Raw genomic sequence first — 20,512 nt, 5'->3', positions numbered from 1 at the left:
TTTTACGGACGAATGCGGCCATCTGATAAATAATTGAGAACAGAGGCGATAAACACTTTTCCAATCGTCAGCAATGCTTCCTCATCCACATCAAATTTTGGGTGATGATGCGGGAATGTGGCCTTAATCGCTGGATTTCCGCCGCCGACAAAAAAGTAAGTGCCTGTAATTTCTTTTTGATAATAAGCGAAGTCCTCACTGCCCATCATCGGTGAAATTCGTTCCAACTGTTCTTCACCAAACAGGGAAATCGCCACCTCTTCAATGCGTTTCGTTTCCGCTGGATCGTTCCACATGGAAGGAGCATCTCGGTCATATTTGTAATCATAGGAAGCACCCGCTCCATCGCAAGTGGATTTTGCTATTTGTCCGATCGCTTCCTCGATTAAGGTTCTTGTTTCTTCATCGAATGTGCGCACGGTTCCTTTAATTACAGCGGCATCCGGAATAACATTTGGCGCGCTGCCGCAATTGATCGCTCCAACTGTGAGCACCGCTGACTTTAAGGGATCAACACGCCGGCTGACGATTTGCTGTAAATTTAATACGAGTTGGCAGCCGGCAACGAGCGGATCAACCGTTAAATGCGGTTCAGAGCCGTGCCCGCCTTTTCCCTTTACGACAATTTCAAATTCATCTGCAGCAGTCGAAGCGTAGCCTTCACAGACGCCCACCGTTCCGACCGGGATCGTGGACATGACGTGTGCCCCATAAATAACATCCACGCCGTCTAAACAGCCATCCTCAATCATCGGCCTGGCTCCGCCTGGTGTCAGTTCTTCGGCAAATTGATGAATAAACACGACCGTTCCGCTGATGTCTTCTTTTACTTCACTTAATACTTTCGCTACACCTAGCAAGGCCGCCGTGTGAAGATCATGGCCGCAAGCGTGCATCGCTCCCGGAATACGTGATTTATATTCTACTTCTTTTTCATCCTGGATTGGCAAGGCATCAAAGTCAGCGCGCAAGGCAATCGTTTTACCCGGCTTACCGCCTTTTAACACACCCACAACGCCTCTGCCGCCTACCTCTGTGCGTACATCAAGCCCTAATTCTTTCAAATATCGGCTGATTTTTTTCGGTGTCATTTCCTCTTGGAAAGAGATTTCGGGATACATGTGAAGGTCTCTTCGAAAAGCGACCATCTCAGGATAAATCCCTTCCAATTTGGCAATTAATTGATCGATCATGATAAAGACTCCTTTCCTTTCACGGCTTCTTTCGCCTTTAGGCCTTGTGCCGCCACACTGACAATGACCGTAACGACTGTATTTAATACTAAAGCGACGATCCCGATGTCCAGATCCTTAACGAACTGTGGCAATGAAGGGAAAAGCGTCCCAAAAGATGAGTTATTAAAAGTTGTATACATCACGGCCGCTACTCCGGCGATCATACCGGCGACTGCTCCATACTTATTCACAAAGTTATTCTTTAAAAAGCTAAAAAGCAGCGCTGGCAATAATTGAGCAATGAATCCATAGCCAAGCAGCAGCAGCGTCACGATGGTACTTCCGCCGTTGACCGTGAAATACGTTGCCACTAAAGCGATCACTGGCACCAAGCATTTGGCGACCTTCGTCACCTGCTGGCCCGTTGCGGATGGCACGATCACTTTATACACATTTAATGAAATCGAGGTGCTTGTTGCCATCAAGAGCATGGAACCTGGAACGAGTGCCGTTAATAAGCCGGCCGCTCCAATTAAGCCGACAAACCACGGATCAAATGTTTTAATCGACAATTTCAAAAGAGCAAAGTCTGTATCCGGTCCTGTTAACCCCGGTACTTGTCCAATCGCTGTAAACCCGACGAAGAAAACGAACAATAGCATCAACGAATAAATCGGCTGCATAATCGTGTTTTTTCGTATCGCTCTGGAACTTTCAGAGGAATAAATGGCGTTAAACAAATGCGGCCAAACCATTCCACCAATGGCGCTTAGCAGCGTAGCGGAAATAAACCAAGAGAGACTAAGACCTTTATCCGGCAAGTGAAAAAAGCCCGGCTTCATCTTTTCCACTGATTCGAACATTGGCTGGATACCGCCATAATAATGAAGCGGCAAATAAATCCCTAAGAAAAGAACGATAAAGAAAATCATAAAATCTTTTAATACGGCCGTCCACGCCGAACCGTGAATTCCTGACACCATCACATAAATGGTTAAAGCGGCAGCGCCGATTATTCCTGCTAGAGAAGGTGAAATCGCTCCATAAGAAGCAGCGGAAACGATAATGCCGAGACCTTTCAGCTGTAAAACAAGGTACGGCACCATTGCAATCACGCCGATAATAGCAACTAATACACCTAAAAATGGACTGTTATACTTGCTGGCAAAAAAGTCTGGCTGGGACACTAATTGTTTGGATTGCGCGTATTTCCAAATCGCCGGTGCAATCCAATACATCATAATAACCGAAAGCGGCAAATAAACGATCATGTACGCAGCGGGTGCCCCTTTATCATAAGACCAGCCGCTTCCACCGAGAAACGTAAATGTCGTATTCATTTCACCCGCGAGCAGGATAAAAATCAGGAAAGCACCAAAACCCCGGCCCCCTACTGCCCACTCGTCCAAATCCATCTGCTTGCCCTTTTTCGCTTTAATCCCTAAAAATATGGACAGCAATAAAAAGAGTAAAATCACGATAAGTGCACTGTTCATTTGTCTGCATCCTCCATATTCCTAGGATCTAAATGATAGATAAGCCATAAAAACCCACTGATTAACAAGGTCCACAACACAACCCAAAAGAAAATAAATGGCATGCCCAGGACGTATTGATCAACCTCGTCCACAAACGGCAATAATCCTAATGACCCGATAAAAGGGATAATGGATAACAGGATAATTCGTTTCATAAATGCACTCCCCACGAAGTAATGGATTTATTGTTTCTTTATTCATATCATGCATAAAAAACGCATAACCTAGCCTTTAAGAGGCGCATCTGACGGTTGGGAATATTCCGTAAAATCAATCTAAAGCTTGAGGATGTAGCCGCTTACAACTATTGCGCAATAGTTTTTCAACTTGAAACCTCTTACACTGTAATCGTATCATAGTTTTTTATTCTTCATCATTGAAGGTTTATATACCTTATATAAAAAAAATTTATACTGTCAGTGAATAAAACTAGCTCCTTACTGGAAGAAGCGATTTCTATTGTTTGTATAATTATTCTAATTTTATGCATGAATTTGCGTATTTCGCTCATAAAATGTAGAAAAGCGATCATAATCGACAAATGTTCGCTCACATTTGACAAAACTCTGCTCACAAAACGATTACGCCACTAAAAAAAGCCCCAAACAGAAGTTTGGGGCTTTGAGTCACAGATTGTAGACAAAGTTTATTTTCAATATCCTACGCTGATTGAAAACGTTTGTCTTTCGAGGCGCGAGTGACCGTGAAGGTCATGAGCACCGCAGCCAGACGAGCAATGAAGAAAGCGAGCGTTTGTCAACAGCCTAAGACCCAAACCAAGGTTTGGGCCACTCTCTTATAATGTCGCTGTAGCCTCGAGTGCAGCTCTTAATTCTTTTTCCTTTCTGCCGTATAAGAAATAGTACAGAACAGAAAAAGCAAGAACGGCGATGCCAAGAATCATATACAACGCACTATATCCTGTATGTGGAATAACAAGGCCGAGCACGTAAGGCCCAAAGCCAAGACCGGCATCGAGAAAAATAAAGAATGTTGATGTCGCAAGTCCCATGCGATGCGGCGGTGTCAGCTTCACAGCAATCGCCTGCGTGCTGGACTGCATATTTCCGAAGCCAAGACCGATTAAAAAGCCCGCTGCTAATAAAGCGAAGCCGTGCCCTGCCGTGCTCAATAACAGCATCCCTGCGCCGAACAATAAAAAGGCCGGGTACATCACATAGTTCGCCCCTCTCATATCCATTAAACGGCCGGTGAATGGACGTGAGATTAACACGGCTACAGCATAGACGATAAAGAAAAAGCTGGCCGCCTCCACAAGATTGATTTCCATCGCATAAAAATTAATAAACGACAACACGCTCGAATAGCAGAAAGCAACAACCAGCGTGACAAACGCGATCGGCAAGGCTCTCGGCTCTACAAAGCTTGAAAGCTTGAACCCTTTGATGTCTGCTGCTTTTACAGTTGATTCGAACGGCGGGACATTCACAAAGAAGGCAACAGCTAAGCTGACGATTCCCAGTGCCAGACAAAAACTAAAGATAACAGGGAAAGTCGTGTGCTGGCTCATAAATAGTCCGATAAAAGGACCAATTGCTGTGGCAAGCGTCGCACTCATCGTATAGTAGCCGATTCCCTCTCCTTTTCGTGTTGCCGGTATAATTTGCGCGACAATGGTTCCCGTTGCTGTGCTGGCGATTCCTAACGTCAATCCATGAACAAAGCGGTTTAAAAGCAGAAAGCTAATGCCTAAATTAACAAAGTATAAAGCCGTCGTTAATGTAAACAAGATGAGACCGATAAATAATGTTCGCTTCCGTCCAATTGAATCAATCATCCGGCCGATAAATAAACGGCCAATTAAGGTTCCGATAATGAAAATTCCTGTTACGAGACCTGCCTCACTCGTCGTTGCATGAAATTCAGCGACCGCATAGACCGCGATCGTCACCATTAGTAAATAAAAAATCAGCGTTAAGAAAAAGTTAATGGACGAAACAACGATAAAATCCTTCGTCCATAATTTTGGTCCTGATTTACTCACACTTTCATCTCCTATTTCAAAATATTTTGTTGAATGGCTTTCATAATCTGAATCGCCTTCAACTGTTCTTCTTCAGAAATCCCCTCTAAAATGTCCTGTTCAAATTCATCAATGGACACACGAACGTCCTCATACACTTTTTTGCCGAGCGCCGTTAACTGCATTTTCTTTTCACGCTTATCTTTCGTGGGAATCGTTTCTAAATACTCTAGCTCTTTTAAGCGATGAATCGTTCGGGTCATCGTCGGCTTTTCCACACTTTGATAGTTCGCCAGCTCCACTGGCGTAGACGGCCCAAAATTAGCTAAATAGTATAATACCGTCCATTGCGCTCGATAAAGACCGTGTTCGCCAAGAAGTATATTTAACCGATTTTCAAACGGTCGATATAGCATTAAGAATTGATAGAAAAACTTTTGAAATGTTTGAATTAGAATCACTTCCTACGAAAAATAGTTAGCTTCGGTAACTAATTCAATATAACAAAGAAAGTAAAATTTGTCTAGTTCTCCATATGCATTTACCACAATAGGTGGTTATTGGAAAAAGAGGTGAGGATCATGCCTTTCAAACGGAAAGAAAAAGAAGGAAAGGGGGCAAACGTTATTTTTTGTCTGACTTTTTATCGATCTGCTTCTCGCTGTTCCAGAACTGTTTATCTTCGCTGTCCGGTCATTCTTTTTCGGCTTTCACTACCTGTGTCGCTGGATCATTGAACTTTTCTAATTTTCTATAGGCGACTCACCGAAAACCAATTGATCGCATACAGTAAATGGAAATATTTCTGAAAGGAGATAAAAGTGAATGTATGATAGAGATTACTCCTATTACTATTCCCACTTTCCAATAGAAGAAGACCTCTTATTTGAGGATGAGATGTTGTACGATGTCCCCATTGATCGGCTGCAAGGTCAAGGGTTTCCGGGAATATTCGGACCGCCTGGAGGTTTCCCGTCATCCCCATCAATCCCATCAGTTCCGCCACCCGGAGTTCCAGGGGGCGGGCAGCAAGCAGGCGGTCCGCCGTCTTCACCGCCTCCCGCCTTTACTCCCCAGCTTCAACAAGGGGCCATTTCTCCCCTTGCTGTTGACCCTGGTGCTATAAGAGGCTGCTTGTTCCGTTATACGTACGTGTGGCTTGAAAATGGCCAAAACTTCTGGTTCTATCCAATATTTGTAGGAAGAACGTCCATAGCCGGCTGGCGCTGGCAAAACTGGCGCTGGGTTTATTTTGGAACAGACTTGCGCAGAATCCGTTCTTTTCAATGTTTTTAACGAACAGAGGGGTCAGTCCCCCACCGCTTTAGAGCGACGGGAGACTGACCCCTTAAGTTCTTAATCTTCACTTAAAAATCCAATTAAACGCAATAAATTAATGAACAAGTTAACAAAATCTAAATACAGATTAAGTGCTAAGAGCGGCACCATATCACTCGTAATCGTCATTCGCTTCATTTGGTTAAAGTCGTACATGACGTAAAGAGAGAAAAGAACCGTTCCAATGATGGAATAAACGAACATGGCAGTAGAAGAAAACGGCCAAAATAAGTTCATGATCGACAAGGTAAGCAGTGCCAATAAAACAGTAAGCAGCAAGCCGCTTAAAAAGGATAAATCTTTTTTCGTTTTTGTCCCCGCTACCGCCATGGCAAAGAAGACAACGAACGTAGACGCTAAAGCTCCTAGTACGACTTGGGCTCCAGATGTCATTAAATAATAAGAAACGATTGGATAGGTCGTGATTCCAGATAAGAAAGTAAATACATATAAGAACGTGTACCCTACTGCTTTTCTTTTACGTAAAAAGAAAGCCCCTACTAATAGAAGAATCTCTAACACCGCGAGCGGCAGAAAGAGTGCTGGCGGAACAACGGTACCTACTCCCATGCCAACGAGCGCCACACCGAGTGACATCGCAAACGCTCGCAGAACCGCATTCATCTGATTATGATTCGATACTTCAGGTATTGTATAAGATGACATTCCATGACTCCTCCCTTCATTTTTACCAATCTATACGGATTTTTGGTTAAAAGGTTTCAAGAAATAAATAGAAAGTACATTGTGTAATAAGAGATCAATGGCGCTCTATTTTCTCATGCTAACCTCACCATATAAGTATACTATCCTTCCTTAAAAAACGAATCCATCTAACAAACATTATAACTTTTTATTCATTTCTATTTACTAATAACAAGAAAATAGTAACAAGGTGCTCTAGTCTCTTATTTTATCCCTGCTGGCCGTTTTAAAGCGGCGGGGGAATGATCTCCAATGTAAATATAATTAATTACTTAACATTTGGATAATCTTAGTCGATATAAAACACATAAAACTATTACTTTCGTAGGGCTTCACTACTGGTAAAATACTTCAAAGCGGAGGCGGCGTATGTGAATAAGCACTATCCATTTTTATTTGCTTTTACTTTTTTGCTGTTTTTAGGATTGGGATCAATGCAGGCAATGGCAGCGGGCACTGTCGATTATCCCGGGAAGATTGAGCACCGTGATCGTGTCATTACAGGGGTTGTCACCGACATCGATGAAAAAGGGACTTTCATTTCCGTGCGGCTCGATAGCGGAGGCACGAAAACCTACTATTTACATAATGAAACAGAAGTATTCAAAGGAACTACCCTTATGGATTTAAGTGTTTTATATGAAGGTGACCGGGTTAAATTAATATTCTCTGAGTATGATACTCCTTACATAAGTTCAATAGAAGTGAATACACAAGGAATCAAGATTGAACGGCTATATAAAGGAAGCATCTATCGGATAGATCCGATTCGCAACAAGCTTACGATTAAAAATGAACAGGTTTTTCAAGACTGGCGATGGCAGCCTGACAAACCTTTTAAAAACACAAGCTACAGCTATTCAACGAAAATACCTATTTACATAGGAAATCAACCGGTTAAGAAGGATCGGCTTCGCTTTTATGCAAACCACGATGTTTATTTCGTCACCGTTAGCCAATTTGGCCAAGAAGTAATCCAAAAGATGGTCATTAAACAGAAATATGAACGTACCTTTTATGAACCGATGCGGCTAGTGGATTATGTATCCAAACGAATCAGACTAAACGATTCTGGTTTAATGCGCTACCATAGCGGGACCATTCTCATTCGAAATGGAAGGTTAGTAGATGCGGATAGTTTGGCCGCACCAGGATCAGCCTTTGTCGTAACAGATGGAGAGCAAACGAGCCAATACGCTAACGTCATTCATATCACCAACGATGGCTTCCAAAGTCCGAACCTGGCCAATCATTCACTTTATTTTGGACAGATCAGCAAGGTAAACGGCTATCAGCTTTCCCTAAGGGGAGCAAAGCTGCTGACGCCTAATAACTATTGGAAAGATGCAGGCAATCCTACCTTCTCATTCAGTGATGATACGACTGCTGTTGAAGATTTCCACCCATCAACATTGGACGTTATATCGAAGGATGAATTGACAATCCACATCGGTGAATATGGCTATTTTTACGTTGCCAATAATACGATCATTGGCATCCATACAGTTAAATGGAACAGTTCACCCGCTCCAATGATATCGGTTGGACGGATCGACAGCATACAAGTCAATTCGAATCTTCACTTTATCAATGTCCGCAATGTCAGCCAATGGTACAGAGGAGCTTGGGTAACAGCCGGTTATATTCAGCACATGAATATTGAACAAGCTACTATTATCCGGGACGGGAAAGTCATTTCGGCAGAAGATCTAAAACCAGGTGACCGGCTTTACCTTGTTCATGAGTCCAGTGTAAAAGGACGAATTTTACTCGTTAACTAGCAGGAAATCGTGGCATGTAAGCAATGCTTTACATGCCTTTTCTTCCAAAATAATAAAATACGAAAGGACTTCAACATGAAAAAAGCTCACATACATGCTTTGAGACAGCTCTTGCCTATTGGTGCATTTTTTATTTTTTTCTTTCTCATAATCCCTTCAGCTAAGGCCGCCCCTCCCGATTTCAATGGAGGTGTAAACAATGAATATACGTATGAAGAATATGTCTTTTTATCTGGTAAACCGGTAAAATTCAGCGGCAAAATGATCTTAACGGAGCGGGAACAAAAGGATCAACTAACTAAAACGTACCGCTTTACTTTAACAAACGATCAAAAAGACAAGCTAACGCGCAGTGTCGTATATACCTCCCAGTTGAAAGAGCGGACAGATAAAGGGCAGACGACAGCCCAAACATCCGTTAAAAGCTATTCTGAAAAAATAGTCATAAACGGCGTAACTTACACACTAGATGATTATCAATTTTCTCAAGGGATCGTGATCGATAATCGTCCGGCCTCTGATTACTATTCTGGCAATATGGTCGGCAGAAAAATTTACAAAACAAGCACCGGTGAACTAATTACAGTTCAATTTAACGGCCGCAATGTTGGGTATAAAAATTTTTGGGGCGCAACGGAAACACAATTAATTGATTATGAAATTACTTCTAAACAAGGTACCTTCTTTATTACGAGTAAGGTGTCGGACAGTAAAACGAAGGAACTGAAATATGAGCCGCATGATCCTTCTTACTCTAGTTTCACCGGCGGACACGCCATCATCAGTTCGCGTAATATGATTGGTGAGTATTCGTACGATATGGATGATAACGCCGGCAGAAAAAGTGAACAAGGAACAGTTGATGTAGGCGAGGAAATGGTACCGGTCATTAATCGCTTGATCGTGCCGAAATTCCGTGATTTAAATGGTCATTGGGCTAAAGACGATATTGAACGCCTCTATTCGCTTGGTGTGTTTGATGAAAAAAGCCAGTTCTTCTCTCCGAATACGCCGATGAATCGATATCAATTCACAGTTGGTGTATTAAAAGCAGCAGACATTCGGGTACTCGAACAGCCTAAAAACCAGCAGAAACCAAAAAAAGCTATTTTTTCTGATTTAGATCCAAAAGATCCAGACTATCTATATATCGAACGCGCTGTTCAAAAAGGAATAACAAGCGGAGTCAGCTCCACTAAGTTTATGCCAAAAAGTCCCTTAACCCGTGCTCAAGCGGTGACAATGCTAGTTCGTGCGTTAGGTCTTGAAGGCCGGGCTCCAGCCCCTGGCTATCAAACGAGCTATGGGGATAACAATTCCATTCCAAAGTGGGCAAAAGATAGTGTATACGTAGCAACAGAAATTGGCTTAGTATACGGAGACGGAAAAAATCGATTTAACCCTAACCAAACGATGACAAGAGCTCAGGCTTCTGCGCTCATTACCCGTTTTCTTCACTTCCTTGAAAAAGACTTAAAACAAAACTATCGAGACGATATGCTGTTTTTTCAATAATTAAAAAGGACGAACTAAGATGACTTTTTTCACTAAAAGGACTGTTTCTCTTCTAATTATGGTATTACTGCTTTCCAGCCTGTTGAATCCGGCAAGCGCAGCTAGCTTATTTAAAGATGTACCCGCTAGTCATTGGGCCTACTCTTCCATTGAATGGGCTGTCCAAAGAGGATTAGTAAAAGGCTATTCGGACGGAACTTATGCCCCGCAGCGCTCCTTAACGGAAGCGGAATTTATTACAATGCTGATTCGCTATGATTGTACGGGCAAAAAACCAAGCAGCTTGCCAACAGCTTCTGACAAGCATTGGGCCGCTTCCAGTTATCAGTATGCTAAAAGCAAAAACCTCCCGCTTAAAGGCTATTCCGATCGGACACTTCGTGACAAGCCGATCGCGCGAGGTCAAGTAGCCCGAATTGTCGCAGCCTTTGAGGGCTTTGACTTAACGCAGCCACATGCTGTTCAATATATGTATAAAGAAAATTTATCGAGCGGAATGACCGGTAAGAAAGATTATAATGACTACAGCGTCGATCGCTCATTAACCCGTGCAGAAGCAGCCGCATTTTTCTATCGCCTGTCGAAACACGGTCAGTGCGGGATGATTGGATTAAGCTCTTCAGCCATAGGAAGGGACGATGATCAAGTTAGTCTGCCCCTACACTTCTTTGGTGATGAGGTTATTGACTTTCCTCCCTCCAAGGATAACGGACAGACTTCCCCTTCTCCTAAGCCTGCTGACTCTCGGCTGGAAGATCTTGAGGTTGAAAAGAGTACGCTGATTGCTAATGGAGTTGACTCCACATTGATCACGTTAAAGCTGAAAGACTGTTATGGAAATCCTATTCCATACGATGAGTCCCTGTATTTTTACGCTTCTTCAAAAGGAGGAGCCATCTCGACAGGCGACGACCGGCTGTTTTATATGCATGGAGATGAGCAAAAGGAGACGACTGCTTTTAAAAATACTAGTACTGAGGTTTTGGCAGAGACGGATGGGCCTGAACTGACCATTAAAGTGAAGGCTCCGGCAGCGAACCGCACGCAAACAGATACTATTTCTTTTAAAATCAGCCCATACCAGGAGACCCCAAGCAATATTAGTACTGCTTGTTATAGAGAGCCGGTTAATATACCACTAACTTATGAGCCTCAAGCAGAGCTTCGGGTAGAAACCGCTAGCAAAATGTTACCAGCCGATGGAGTAAGCACAACCCGTGTCACTGCCACTATTGTTCGTCCCGGCGGCCAGGCGATCACCGACTTTAACGGCCGGGTGCGTTTCAAGTCAGCAAACGGTGCTTATTTATCCAACCAGGAAGTGAGCTTTTCAAATGGTATAGCAAGCACTACAGTAAGAGCCCTTTCGACGTCCTATCCTGTGACAGATGACATTTCTGCCCAACTTATTCAAACCGATCCTCGTTATGCAACAGAAATCGGATCGGTTCTTGGCAAAAGCCATAGTAGTGAAATTGTTTATGATCCAGGGATTAACATCAATACCAGCTGTCCGAGACAGGATGTGGAAGCCGCTTTTATCATTGATTCCTCAGCAAGTATGAAAACAAGTGATCCTGAGCGGCTGCGGGTATCTAAAACGAGAGAATTTGCTCTAGCTTTAAATGCACCAAGGAACATCCCAGTTGCCTTTGGTTCATCGGGCTATTTGCTTAGGATGCCAGGCCGAGTTGGTGCTCCCGATCGTATTGAAGATTCCTTTTACAATGTCACCCAAACCGGTGGAACGAATATTTCAAAAGGGTTAGAAAGAGCATTAGGGCAATTTACCAATCCTTCTTCTTACCCTAAAGTAGCGATCTTATTAACGGACGGTAAATCCAATGAAAATCAAGTACTGAGTATGATAGAAAAAGCTCGAAACCAATCCATTAAAATCTATACGATTGGGCTGGGGCCAAAGAAAGACTTAAACGAATCCTTGCTGCAGAAAATAGCGAACGAAACTGGCGGTCAATATTTCTATGTGAAAAAAAACATTGAAATTGGCATGGCCTATGAATCTATTTTGAATAACATCTTTTGCGGTGTTTCCTATCCAAGCTGCGCGTATGCCGGCCATGTATTTTCTTCTCCAAAAATAGAATTTACAAATACAGACGTCTATATGAGTACATTCGCAAATGAAAACTGTGGGGAAGTCGCCAAAGTCATCGTTCGCTTTCAATCATTGAACGGCTATGTTGACTATACGTTAATTCCTCGTGGGCAGAATGTCTTTGCATTAAAAAAAGGAATGTATGAAGTGGCTGACTTTAGCTTATATCGGGATGGTATATTTATTGCTTATAACAGTGAGGGAAGCATAATAGGACAAGTTAAGGTCCCGATAAATTCACGAGTCGAATGAGGATAGACCTTCAGACAGGATTTCTGTCTGAAGGTTTTTTTGGGTTTTTATGATCTAGCTCACGCACTTTCGGATAACGCATTAGGATCGGAATTTTTCACCGATGATTTTCCTGCACGGCGACTAATCCAACGATCAACACCAATTCTGCCTGCGTTGACTCCAGCAACTAAAACGACGAAGCCGAGGATTACCATTTGCGGATTTGTGCTCGTCGTACCTGAAAGCAGATAAGAAAAGTTCATCACGAGTCCCATTAACGCAGCATAAGAAGTAAAGAGACCAAGAATGAGTCCAAGACCGACTAAAAACTCTCCCCATGGGATAAGCGCGTTAAAAATCTCGACGTTTGGCAAGGCAAACTCTTTTAAGAAAGTCCCCCACCAAGGCTGCACAGCCGGATGCTCACCTGTCATTTTCTCAACCGCTCCCAGCAGAAAGCCACTGGCATCAAACTGGCCGCCGCTAATTTTCTCCCAGCCAGCATGGAGCCACTGCCAACCAAGGTAAAGACGTAAAACAAGTAACCCATAAGATGCATAACGATTCTCTCTTAAAAAATGAATAATCATAAAAGCCCTCCTGTAAATGATAATCCTCTTACACAATTGATAATGATTATCATTATCTTTTATGAAGAGGCATTCGTCAATGAGAAAATGGCATCAAAAAAAGAATAGGCCGATACTCGTGCGCTTGGCCGAAAATTCACATATGAGCTCGTTCCACAAAAAAACAGAGCAACCAACTAAATGGCGCTCTGCTAATGTGTTTCTTACTTTAAAATAGTAGGTGCTAACCCCACCACTCTTATTTTCCAACTGTGTAGCGTTTGGATTCAATCTGCTTGTTGTTTTCGTCGTAGCCGATCACGGTAAGGGTACTTCCGGGCTTCGCATCAATCAACGTGTAGTTATACATGTTATTCCCCATGTAATGCATATCTTCACCGTTTACAGTGACCCGGTAAACGTCCGCACTTACTGCTACGGTTACATTTGTTAAAATACCGCTTGTCGTTGCTTGGATGGATCGAATTTTATCACCGATGTCATCGGTCGTGTCTACTACTTGAAATGGAATTTCAACAGGAACTCGTAACGCGATCCCCTGCTTAGACTTAATAGCGGTTGTCACCATCAAACGATAGGATTTACCGACTGTATAGGCTGCAGAAGGAATCACTTCCACTACCTTATCCCCCTCCGTTAACCGCAGCGTCACCGCATGTCGCTTCTGCCCATCCAGCACATAAATACTGTCTGCTGTCAGGGAATTCCGATCTAATGGAACAGTAAAATAGACTTTCCAGATCTTATGAATATCGTCTGTGAATTTAGGATCCCATTCTTTTGCCAATGCCGTTGGATTAGAAGCAAAAAGGAGGAAGAACGCAGATAAAAAAACAGCAGCTATTCTTTTCATCTTTACGCTCCCTTCCCGATTGTTAGATCATCTGCAGAATAATATTTAAGAATCTCTTTGAGCAAGGACTTATCTGTTAACAAGCGATACAAAGAGTAAGAGCCTGTCAGATCTTTTTTAGGAAGCTCGTTATATGTTTTACTGCCGCTTCCGATTTTCTTATAAATGGTTGCCTGTAACGGATTGGATACTCCATCCTGAAATACAGAGACCGCCAGTTCACTATTTTTTTCAAGGTTCGTGTAAACGAAAGTAAAGGCACCTCCGCCTGCCCCTGCTTTAGTGACAGCTTTATCTTGACCGCCAACAGACAATCTGACTGTATTGACTCCCTCATTTGCCTGGACTTCGATCGTCGTAATACTACTTTTTCCATTAGCACTTGGAATATCAACCGTGTTGGCGCTAATCGTCTTTACCTTTTTTGCTGGCACCGTTACACGGATATTCTCTAGACTTGTATTTCCAATATATTGATCCAGACCTTCTTGCAGCGCTTCACTAAATTTCTTGTCTGCTGTCACGTTATTTGGATTAATTGTCAATTGTCCAGTGACCAGAATATCATACTTATAATCTTTTAAAACTGTTTTCGGAATAACGATATTTACTTCCTGTTTGCGCACAATCGTATAATTTGAAATAGCAGGTACTTTAATCACTAATGTATTAGTCGACGCTAGCGTTAAAGAAGTGCTAGAAGACTGAATGGCTGAACTAATCATCGACCATTCCTTCGTTTGATCTTGTGGAGTGAATCCGCGCAACAACGTTGTTACTTTACTTTTATTCGTCGGAAGAGCGGGATCCCATTCGGCCCCGTCAAGTGTGATAGTAAAGCTAGTTCCTCCAGTAATGTCGCTCTCAGTAAAAGCATTCCTGCTGAGCGTTGCTTTAACAGCCTGGCCCACTTTAATGTTGCCAGCATTAATCGTTTTAGCTCCAGGTGCGCCATCAATTAATTGAGAAGGAATATTCAAGTAAATGATTTCCCCATTGTCTGATTTATAATCAGGTACAGCTGGTAATTTAATAGTCATTCGGCTGCCCGTCGCTTGAATGCTTTTTGGAGTGCTCGCTGCCACCTTTGCTACAGACCCCCAGCTCCCTCCAAATAAGGTCTTAATCAATGTCTCGTCAAACGTTATATTCTTTTTAAACACAGCGTTTTTCAATGTTACAATAATGGTCTTGCCGCCTTTTTGCACATCCACTACAGCCAGTGATGGAGTAGCCGTACCTGACAGTTCAGCTTTTACAGCAGAAATTTTAAATGCAGATGGTACACGAATGGATTGGTTTGAAAAAGTCAGTAATTCTGTTGAAATCGTTAAATCCACAACCTTGTCATCATCAAGAGAGAAACCTGACCATTCTTTCAATGTGAGTGTCACAACGGTATCACTTGTCCTTTTAACATCTGCATCAAACTTCTGTCCTGTCACAATTTGTGAAAAACCGTTGATTAATTGTTGTCTCTTTGCTTCATTCGTTGCTATGTCGCTTGCCCATATATCGTTTTTTAGTGTAATCGTAATCGTCTTTCCGCCTTTTGCGATATCAAATTCATTCGTATTAGAAAGAATGGTACCGGAAACAGCAGCAGTTGAATTCGTTACCGGAGTGACCGTGAAAGCGTCCACAGAATCCGTATTTAATGTTTCACTATTAATCAATTCGGCTTTCGGTGTAAACGTTACTACTTTATTATTTGAGATTTTAAATCCAGGAAGCGCAGGTAACGTGAGGGTTACGACCTTCGCGCTCGTCTTTACTGCACCGATTTTTGCTTTAATAGCATTAGAGTCCATTTCAGTTCCCCAGGTAAAACTATCCAACAACTTCTCACGATTTATCGTATTGGTGGTGATGTTATCCTGCCATTCCGCGTTAACCAGTGTAAGGACAATGGTTTTGCCACCCTTCACGATATCCTCCTGAGAAACGTTCGGTGTTGCTGTACCTGAAATAAGAACTTTTGGAGTAGCTTTAATGGTAAAAGTCTTTTCCTCTAATAAATTCTTAGAGTCATCTAATAACTGATAGGGTACTTTTAAGGAGATTTTTTGGTCTGCAGTTAAATAATATTTATTAACTTTTGGAATCTCAATCGTCAGCTTTTTATCATCATCGCTTACACTTACTTTACTTAGATCTCCCTTTAATGCACTTTTTACTTTTTCCCACTCTTCTGGCTGGCTTGTCGCAGTAAATGCATCTATCAATGCTGCTTTTTTAGCACCAGTAAGATCTGTCCACTTGATATCACCGGACAGTGTTAAAATAATTTTTTGGGCTAGATTTCCCCCTTGATTTACTCCTTGTTCAGTTACATCTGACTCAATGGTAAGCTCAGGACCGGCGGGATTACCATTTCCTCCTTGATCGCCTTCTTCGGCAAATGCGATAGACGGTAATACCGTTGAGAGCACAAGGATGAAAGCAAATAACGGTGTGAAGACTGCACGCAGTTGTCTTTTGTTTCTCTCTCCGAAATTCATTGGTTTGCTCCTCTCTTTCAGTTGAATGATGCAAAGGAAAAACGATTTTTTAAAAAGGAATGCTATGTATTTTAAAAGTGCTATAAAAGATCGACTCACTGTCTATAGACAAAACAATGGATCGCTAAAATAATAGATTCTATTAAAAAATCTCTACGTTACTTATCCTTCCTTCTTTTCCCTTTTTATTTAGAAATATATTACTATGGTAGCAATTACCTAATCGTTTAGCAATGCTATTTTAGGTATTCTTTCTCTATTCTTTATTTTTTCTAGGAATCATTTCTTAATTAAAAATCTGCAAGTTGGATAGATTCGGAGCAGGATCTGAGGATCACTGCTTAATTATTTTAAAGTGCGGAGGGATTACTTTTCATTTTTCAAAAATTTGAAATTAAAAGAAATTTATTAATATAATTAAAGCAGACGACCTGTTTTACACTTTCTACTTTTAAAGGGAAAGGAGTTGAAACTAAGTTTTATTAGTAAATTGCTTATCTCTTTGTTTTTACTTTTAGGATTGCGCACGAGGAATTACTAAATTCTGATTGGAGGGAAATGAATGAGTGAGCAAAGGTTTTTGAAGACGTTAGGAAATCGAGATGTTCTGGCTTTAGCATTTGGGGCAATGATTGGCTGGGGCTGGGTGGTGACGACCGGGCTATGGATTACAGAAGCTGGTTCGTTAGGTGCTATTCTAGCCTTCGTGATCGGCGGCATTGTTGTCACGTTCGTCGGCTTAACGTATGCAGAGTTAGCATCGGCTCTTCCACTGGCTGGAGGCGAGCACGTATACAGCTACAAGGCGATGGGCCGGGTTCCTAGCTTCATTACAACGTGGGCGATTGTTCTTGGCTACGTATCGGTCGTGGCTTTTGAAGCCGTAGCTCTCCCCACCGTATTTGAGTATTTAATCCCTCATTACAGTAAAGGCTATCTGTACACGATTGCAGGCTGGGATGTTACGATTACTTGGGCCGGTGTCGGCATTCTTGGTTCCATTATCATCGCCTGGATCAATTATCGTGGCATTAAGTTTTCCATGGCGATCACTTTTATCCTCACACTCGTTATTGCGATTGCCGGAGTATTATTAATTACCGGCAGCTCCATCTCCGGCAGCACGGCTAATATGCAGCCGCTTTTTGAAAAAGGGACAGCTGGATTGTTAACCGTTATTATTATGACCCCTTTCATGTTTGTCGGCTTTGACGTGATTCCGCAAGCTTCCGAAGAAATTAACCTCCCGCAAAAACAAATTGGTAAGCTCTTAATCTTCTCAGTCATGCTAGCCGTTGTCTGGTACGTTGCCGTTATATTCGGTGTATCCCGTGTGTTAACACCAGTAGAAATGGCCGAATCGAATCTCGTGACCGCTGATGCAATGGCAAAAGCATTTGGAAACAGTCCGATGATGGGGAATATCCTCGTACTCGGAGGAATCGGAGGCATTTTAACAAGCTGGATCGGGTTCTACGTAGGCGGAAGCCGTGCCATTTATGCACTCGCCAAATCCGGCATGCTTCCAAAATCGCTTGGAGAATTGCATCCAAAGTATAATACCCCTTATAAAGCTATTCTCTTGATTGCCATTTTATCTACCGCGGCTCCGTTACTAGGCCGGCCAGCGTTAGTCTGGCTTGTCGATGCTGGCGGACTAGGACTAGTCGTCGCCTGGTTCATGGTCGCCGTTTCCTTCATCATCCTGCGCAAAAAAGTACCAAACATGCACCGGCCATTCAAGCTGCCCGGCGGCACAACACTCGGCTGGATTGCCGCTCTCATGGCCCTAGGCGTATCCGTTCTCTATATGCCAGGCATGCCTTCTGCCCTCGTCTGGCCTTACGAATGGCTTATCGTCTTTGCCTGGGTGATTCTCGGTTTTGTTTTTTACAAGACGTCCATGTCTAAATATGGAACGGCTAATTCCGATCGGCATATGGATGAGGAGATTGACCGGGTGATTCAATATGATGATGGGGAGGATGATTTGGAGAAGAGGAGTCTTTAGGTAAAATAAGAGGGAATCAGTCCTCCGGTACTTTAATGCATTGTCGGACTGATTCCCTTTTACCTTTTTACTTTCTCGAAACTTTCTTATTACAAACACTTGTTTGAAATATACCAAGAATAGTAAAGCATTTCTCTCTTAATTGATATTAGTGACAACATTGCCATCAGGCTCGATCGTCGAATAAAGTTCACTCTTATATTCCACCCCATCTATTTCGAATTGCTTCGGCCATTTTCCATCCTCGTTAAACTCTACCTCTATGCTTTCATTTGATTAACAAAAGCTTGTCCAAGCGCCGGAATCTCTTTAAATCCTCTTTAGAAGCAACAATCGCATCTCATTCCAGTGCTCTAGCAATCATAATCGCAGCATGCATCCGTTTAATCGTCGCATTGGTGCTGAACGTTGTTTTTGATAAACCGCTAGCAATCGCTTTGCCTACTAAGCCATTAACAGCCTCTACATGAATCGGATTTAAATCTGTAAATGGCTACGAATTTACATGGATAACAGCCTTAGCTGTGAATCCTTTATAAGAAGCTGTAATAGTGGTGGTCCCCGGCTTCAGTGCCTGGAACTTTTCATTAACTCTACTGAGCTTACCTTCTCGGAGAATATAAGGCACACCAAAAAAAGGTCAGTCCCCATCACTTTAACGTGATGGGGACTGACCCTTTTAATTGTTAAGCTTCATCGAAAAATGCCGTTATACTTCACATCTTTTCCTTTATCAGCGGGTTCAGTTATTTCTGAATCGATCGGCTTCAAGATTGCCCCGCCGCCTCTCAGGCTTATGGTACCTTTAGAATCTTCTCTTACAGACAGAAGATCAAACCCTTCTTCTCCTTTAAAGCCATACAATACTTCTGGCGCTTTAAGCACTAATGCCGCTCTAAAAGCAGTCATAAATTCGCCAAAGCTCATATCGGGATCGATGTATTTGTGGATCATCTTCTCTACAGCTTTATAATTTCCGTCTTCATCATTAATCAATTCTTTGTAAATAGCTGTTCCTTGTCCTGATTGAATACGCAAGTATTGAAGAAACAAGTAAGAAAGAGAATAATTAGACCGCACATCGCCATCATATTCCCAATTTAATAACGAATGTCCCGCTGGAATTGATTCTGATCGATTGTAATATTCAATCCAATCCAACTGCGGGCCGTTATATACGTGTTCAGCGGCCACAGAAAGACCTTCATTTAGCCAAATATCCATAAAGGAATCGTTATACTCTTCATCATAATTTTCTTCAATATATAAATCCCGATTCGCATTGACCAAATGCTGCAGCTCATGCACAATGGATGGGAAGCTCCTTTCAATGTCAGTCAATTGGCCGTTTTTCTCCATTAGTGGATCTGTATCGATATAAAGAACCTCTCCCGAATTAGATGTCTCTGTTCCAGGCAGCAAACCATTTGGGATTAAATCTATAAACGAAAAGAATCCAGCATAATCTCCCTGAATATCAAAACAAAGGAGTGAAATTTTCCCATTCCCATCTATATCTGATTCCGAACCAAAATGTTCCGTCACTAAAGGGTAAATGCGGTTATCAAATTCTTCTCCTATCTTTTTGGCGTGTTCCTCCGTAAACCGGCTGTCATCGGCCCATACTTGAGCATACTTTCCATTATAAAGAAGCGTCGCTGTTATCTTCTGATTCGGTTCATTTTCATCTTGTGAAAAGAATTCCTTTTCGTCATACAGCTGATAGTCTTCGCCCGCTATTCTGCTCTTGCTCCGCACAATCCCCTCCGGTTGTTTGCCGCTCATTTCCGGAAGCGAGATAACTTTATCCATGTCATACGAAGCAGAATCTTCTTTCTTAACCAGCGATCGTATGTTAGAAGCTGCCGGCCACGTTCCAATAGATTGAAAGGTTTCCCAATCCAGAGACTCATTGCTAATTAAAATGGAATTCCCCACATATACATTGCCTTCAGCATCGATATTGGCTGTAGCCGATACCATTTCTGATTTCTCCGACTCATTCCCGTTCTCGTCTATCGCCGTTACATAATAATAGCCTTTCATTCCTTTTGGCATGTTGTGCTCAAAAAAATTCTCCTCAAATAAATCCCTGCCATCCTTTTCTAGCTTCTTATACGTTGAGCCATCCATGCTGAAATAAATATAATATCCCTTCACATCTGGTT

15 protein-coding genes and 1 pseudogene are annotated in these 20,512 nt (G+C 42.4%); 5 read left to right on the top strand and 11 right to left on the bottom strand.

The window, feature by feature from the left end:
• Positions 1-2 precede the first annotated feature (2 nt).
• From A8F95_RS09075 to A8F95_RS09055, 5 genes are all read right to left on the bottom strand, one after another.
• Positions 3-1,193 carry a M20 metallopeptidase family protein gene (locus A8F95_RS09075; protein WP_065410211.1) on the bottom strand — a complete coding sequence of 397 codons (1,191 nt, stop codon included), beginning with the start codon at positions 1,191-1,193 and terminating at the stop codon, positions 3-5.
• A complete protein-coding gene (locus A8F95_RS09070; protein WP_065410210.1) occupies positions 1,190-2,671 on the bottom strand; it encodes a sodium:solute symporter family protein in 1,482 nt (493 codons plus the stop codon). The genes A8F95_RS09075 and A8F95_RS09070 overlap by 4 nt, the downstream gene beginning before the upstream one ends.
• Positions 2,668-2,868: a DUF3311 domain-containing protein gene (locus A8F95_RS09065; RefSeq protein ID WP_049665126.1), complete on the bottom strand. Its 201-nt coding sequence runs from the start codon at positions 2,866-2,868 to the stop codon at positions 2,668-2,670. Before A8F95_RS09065 ends, A8F95_RS09070 begins: the two co-directional genes overlap by 4 nt.
• Before the next feature lie 641 nt (positions 2,869-3,509).
• The gene (locus tag A8F95_RS09060) at positions 3,510-4,718 is read right to left on the bottom strand and encodes an MFS transporter (protein WP_065410209.1); all 1,209 of its coding nucleotides are present in this window, start codon (positions 4,716-4,718) and stop codon (positions 3,510-3,512) included.
• A gap of 11 nt (positions 4,719-4,729) precedes the next feature.
• Complete coding sequence (locus A8F95_RS09055) at positions 4,730-5,158, bottom strand: MarR family winged helix-turn-helix transcriptional regulator (RefSeq protein ID WP_245671215.1); 429 nt, start codon at positions 5,156-5,158, stop codon at positions 4,730-4,732.
• A gap of 436 nt (positions 5,159-5,594) precedes the next feature.
• Between A8F95_RS09055 and A8F95_RS09050 the strand changes: the two genes are divergently transcribed.
• Positions 5,595-5,993: a hypothetical protein gene (locus tag A8F95_RS09050; protein WP_065410457.1), complete on the top strand. Its 399-nt coding sequence runs from the start codon at positions 5,595-5,597 to the stop codon at positions 5,991-5,993.
• Positions 5,994-6,053: 60 nt separating this feature from the next.
• On the opposite strand, the gene A8F95_RS09045 is transcribed toward A8F95_RS09050, so the two are convergent.
• Positions 6,054-6,701, bottom strand: coding sequence for a Bax inhibitor-1/YccA family protein (locus A8F95_RS09045; protein WP_065410207.1), 648 nt, complete (start codon positions 6,699-6,701; stop codon positions 6,054-6,056).
• Positions 6,702-7,111: 410 nt separating this feature from the next.
• Between A8F95_RS09045 and A8F95_RS09040 the strand changes: the two genes are divergently transcribed.
• The 3 genes from A8F95_RS09040 (at position 7,112) to A8F95_RS09030 (ending at position 12,407) form a co-directional block, all read left to right on the top strand.
• Entirely contained in the window at positions 7,112-8,521 is a 1,410-nt protein-coding gene (locus A8F95_RS09040; protein WP_065410206.1) for a hypothetical protein, read from the top strand.
• A 75-nt stretch (positions 8,522-8,596) separates the two neighbouring features.
• Positions 8,597-10,036: an S-layer homology domain-containing protein gene (locus A8F95_RS09035; protein WP_077247292.1), complete on the top strand. Its 1,440-nt coding sequence runs from the start codon at positions 8,597-8,599 to the stop codon at positions 10,034-10,036.
• Positions 10,037-10,055: 19 nt separating this feature from the next.
• Positions 10,056-12,407, top strand: a complete 2,352-nt coding sequence (locus A8F95_RS09030; RefSeq protein ID WP_065410205.1) for an S-layer homology domain-containing protein — start codon at positions 10,056-10,058, stop codon at positions 12,405-12,407.
• A gap of 59 nt (positions 12,408-12,466) precedes the next feature.
• On the opposite strand, the gene A8F95_RS09025 is transcribed toward A8F95_RS09030, so the two are convergent.
• From A8F95_RS09025 to A8F95_RS09015, 3 genes are all read right to left on the bottom strand, one after another.
• The gene (locus A8F95_RS09025; RefSeq protein ID WP_065410204.1) at positions 12,467-12,979 is read right to left on the bottom strand and encodes a DoxX family protein; all 513 of its coding nucleotides are present in this window, start codon (positions 12,977-12,979) and stop codon (positions 12,467-12,469) included.
• Positions 12,980-13,217: 238 nt separating this feature from the next.
• Positions 13,218-13,832 (bottom strand): Ig-like domain-containing domain, encoded by a 615-nt coding sequence (locus tag A8F95_RS09020; protein WP_065410203.1) that lies wholly within the window; start codon positions 13,830-13,832, stop codon positions 13,218-13,220.
• A gap of 2 nt (positions 13,833-13,834) precedes the next feature.
• Positions 13,835-16,333 carry a hypothetical protein gene (locus A8F95_RS09015; RefSeq protein WP_065410202.1) on the bottom strand — a complete coding sequence of 833 codons (2,499 nt, stop codon included), beginning with the start codon at positions 16,331-16,333 and terminating at the stop codon, positions 13,835-13,837.
• A 562-nt stretch (positions 16,334-16,895) separates the two neighbouring features.
• On the opposite strand from A8F95_RS09015, the gene A8F95_RS09010 reads away from it, so the two are divergent.
• Positions 16,896-18,344, top strand: coding sequence for an APC family permease (locus tag A8F95_RS09010; protein WP_065410201.1), 1,449 nt, complete (start codon positions 16,896-16,898; stop codon positions 18,342-18,344).
• A 340-nt stretch (positions 18,345-18,684) separates the two neighbouring features.
• Here A8F95_RS09010 and A8F95_RS23390 read toward each other — a convergent pair.
• Positions 18,685-18,825, bottom strand: a pseudogene (locus tag A8F95_RS23390) (hypothetical protein); the annotation flags it as partial.
• A gap of 212 nt (positions 18,826-19,037) precedes the next feature.
• Positions 19,038-20,504, bottom strand: a complete 1,467-nt coding sequence (locus A8F95_RS09005) for a hypothetical protein (RefSeq protein ID WP_218060668.1) — start codon at positions 20,502-20,504, stop codon at positions 19,038-19,040.
• Positions 20,505-20,512: the final 8 nt, after the last annotated feature.

The organism is Pseudobacillus wudalianchiensis (genome assembly GCF_001685015.1).
GTDB classification, from domain to species: Bacteria; Bacillota; Bacilli; order Bacillales; family Domibacillaceae; genus Pseudobacillus; species Pseudobacillus wudalianchiensis.
This window is presented reverse-complemented; position numbering and strand designations above follow the sequence as displayed.

What these genes read in the sequence shown, in the direction of transcription:
- A8F95_RS09030 (WP_065410205.1), top strand. Translation starts at nt 10,056, where the DNA reads ATGACTTTTTTCACTAAAAGGACTGTTTCTCTTCTAATTATGGTATTA.
- A8F95_RS09075 (WP_065410211.1), bottom strand. Translation starts at nt 1,193, where the DNA reads ATGATCGATCAATTAATTGCCAAATTGGAAGGGATTTATCCTGAGATG.
- A8F95_RS09010 (WP_065410201.1), top strand. Translation starts at nt 16,896, where the DNA reads ATGAGTGAGCAAAGGTTTTTGAAGACGTTAGGAAATCGAGATGTTCTG.
- A8F95_RS09035 (WP_077247292.1), top strand. Translation starts at nt 8,597, where the DNA reads ATGAAAAAAGCTCACATACATGCTTTGAGACAGCTCTTGCCTATTGGT.
- A8F95_RS09025 (WP_065410204.1), bottom strand. Translation starts at nt 12,979, where the DNA reads ATGATTATTCATTTTTTAAGAGAGAATCGTTATGCATCTTATGGGTTA.
- A8F95_RS09015 (WP_065410202.1), bottom strand. Translation starts at nt 16,333, where the DNA reads ATGAATTTCGGAGAGAGAAACAAAAGACAACTGCGTGCAGTCTTCACA.
- A8F95_RS09045 (WP_065410207.1), bottom strand. Translation starts at nt 6,701, where the DNA reads ATGTCATCTTATACAATACCTGAAGTATCGAATCATAATCAGATGAAT.
- A8F95_RS09065 (WP_049665126.1), bottom strand. Translation starts at nt 2,868, where the DNA reads ATGAAACGAATTATCCTGTTATCCATTATCCCTTTTATCGGGTCATTA.
- A8F95_RS09050 (WP_065410457.1), top strand. Translation starts at nt 5,595, where the DNA reads ATGTTGTACGATGTCCCCATTGATCGGCTGCAAGGTCAAGGGTTTCCG.
- A8F95_RS09020 (WP_065410203.1), bottom strand. Translation starts at nt 13,832, where the DNA reads ATGAAAAGAATAGCTGCTGTTTTTTTATCTGCGTTCTTCCTCCTTTTT.
- A8F95_RS09070 (WP_065410210.1), bottom strand. Translation starts at nt 2,671, where the DNA reads ATGAACAGTGCACTTATCGTGATTTTACTCTTTTTATTGCTGTCCATA.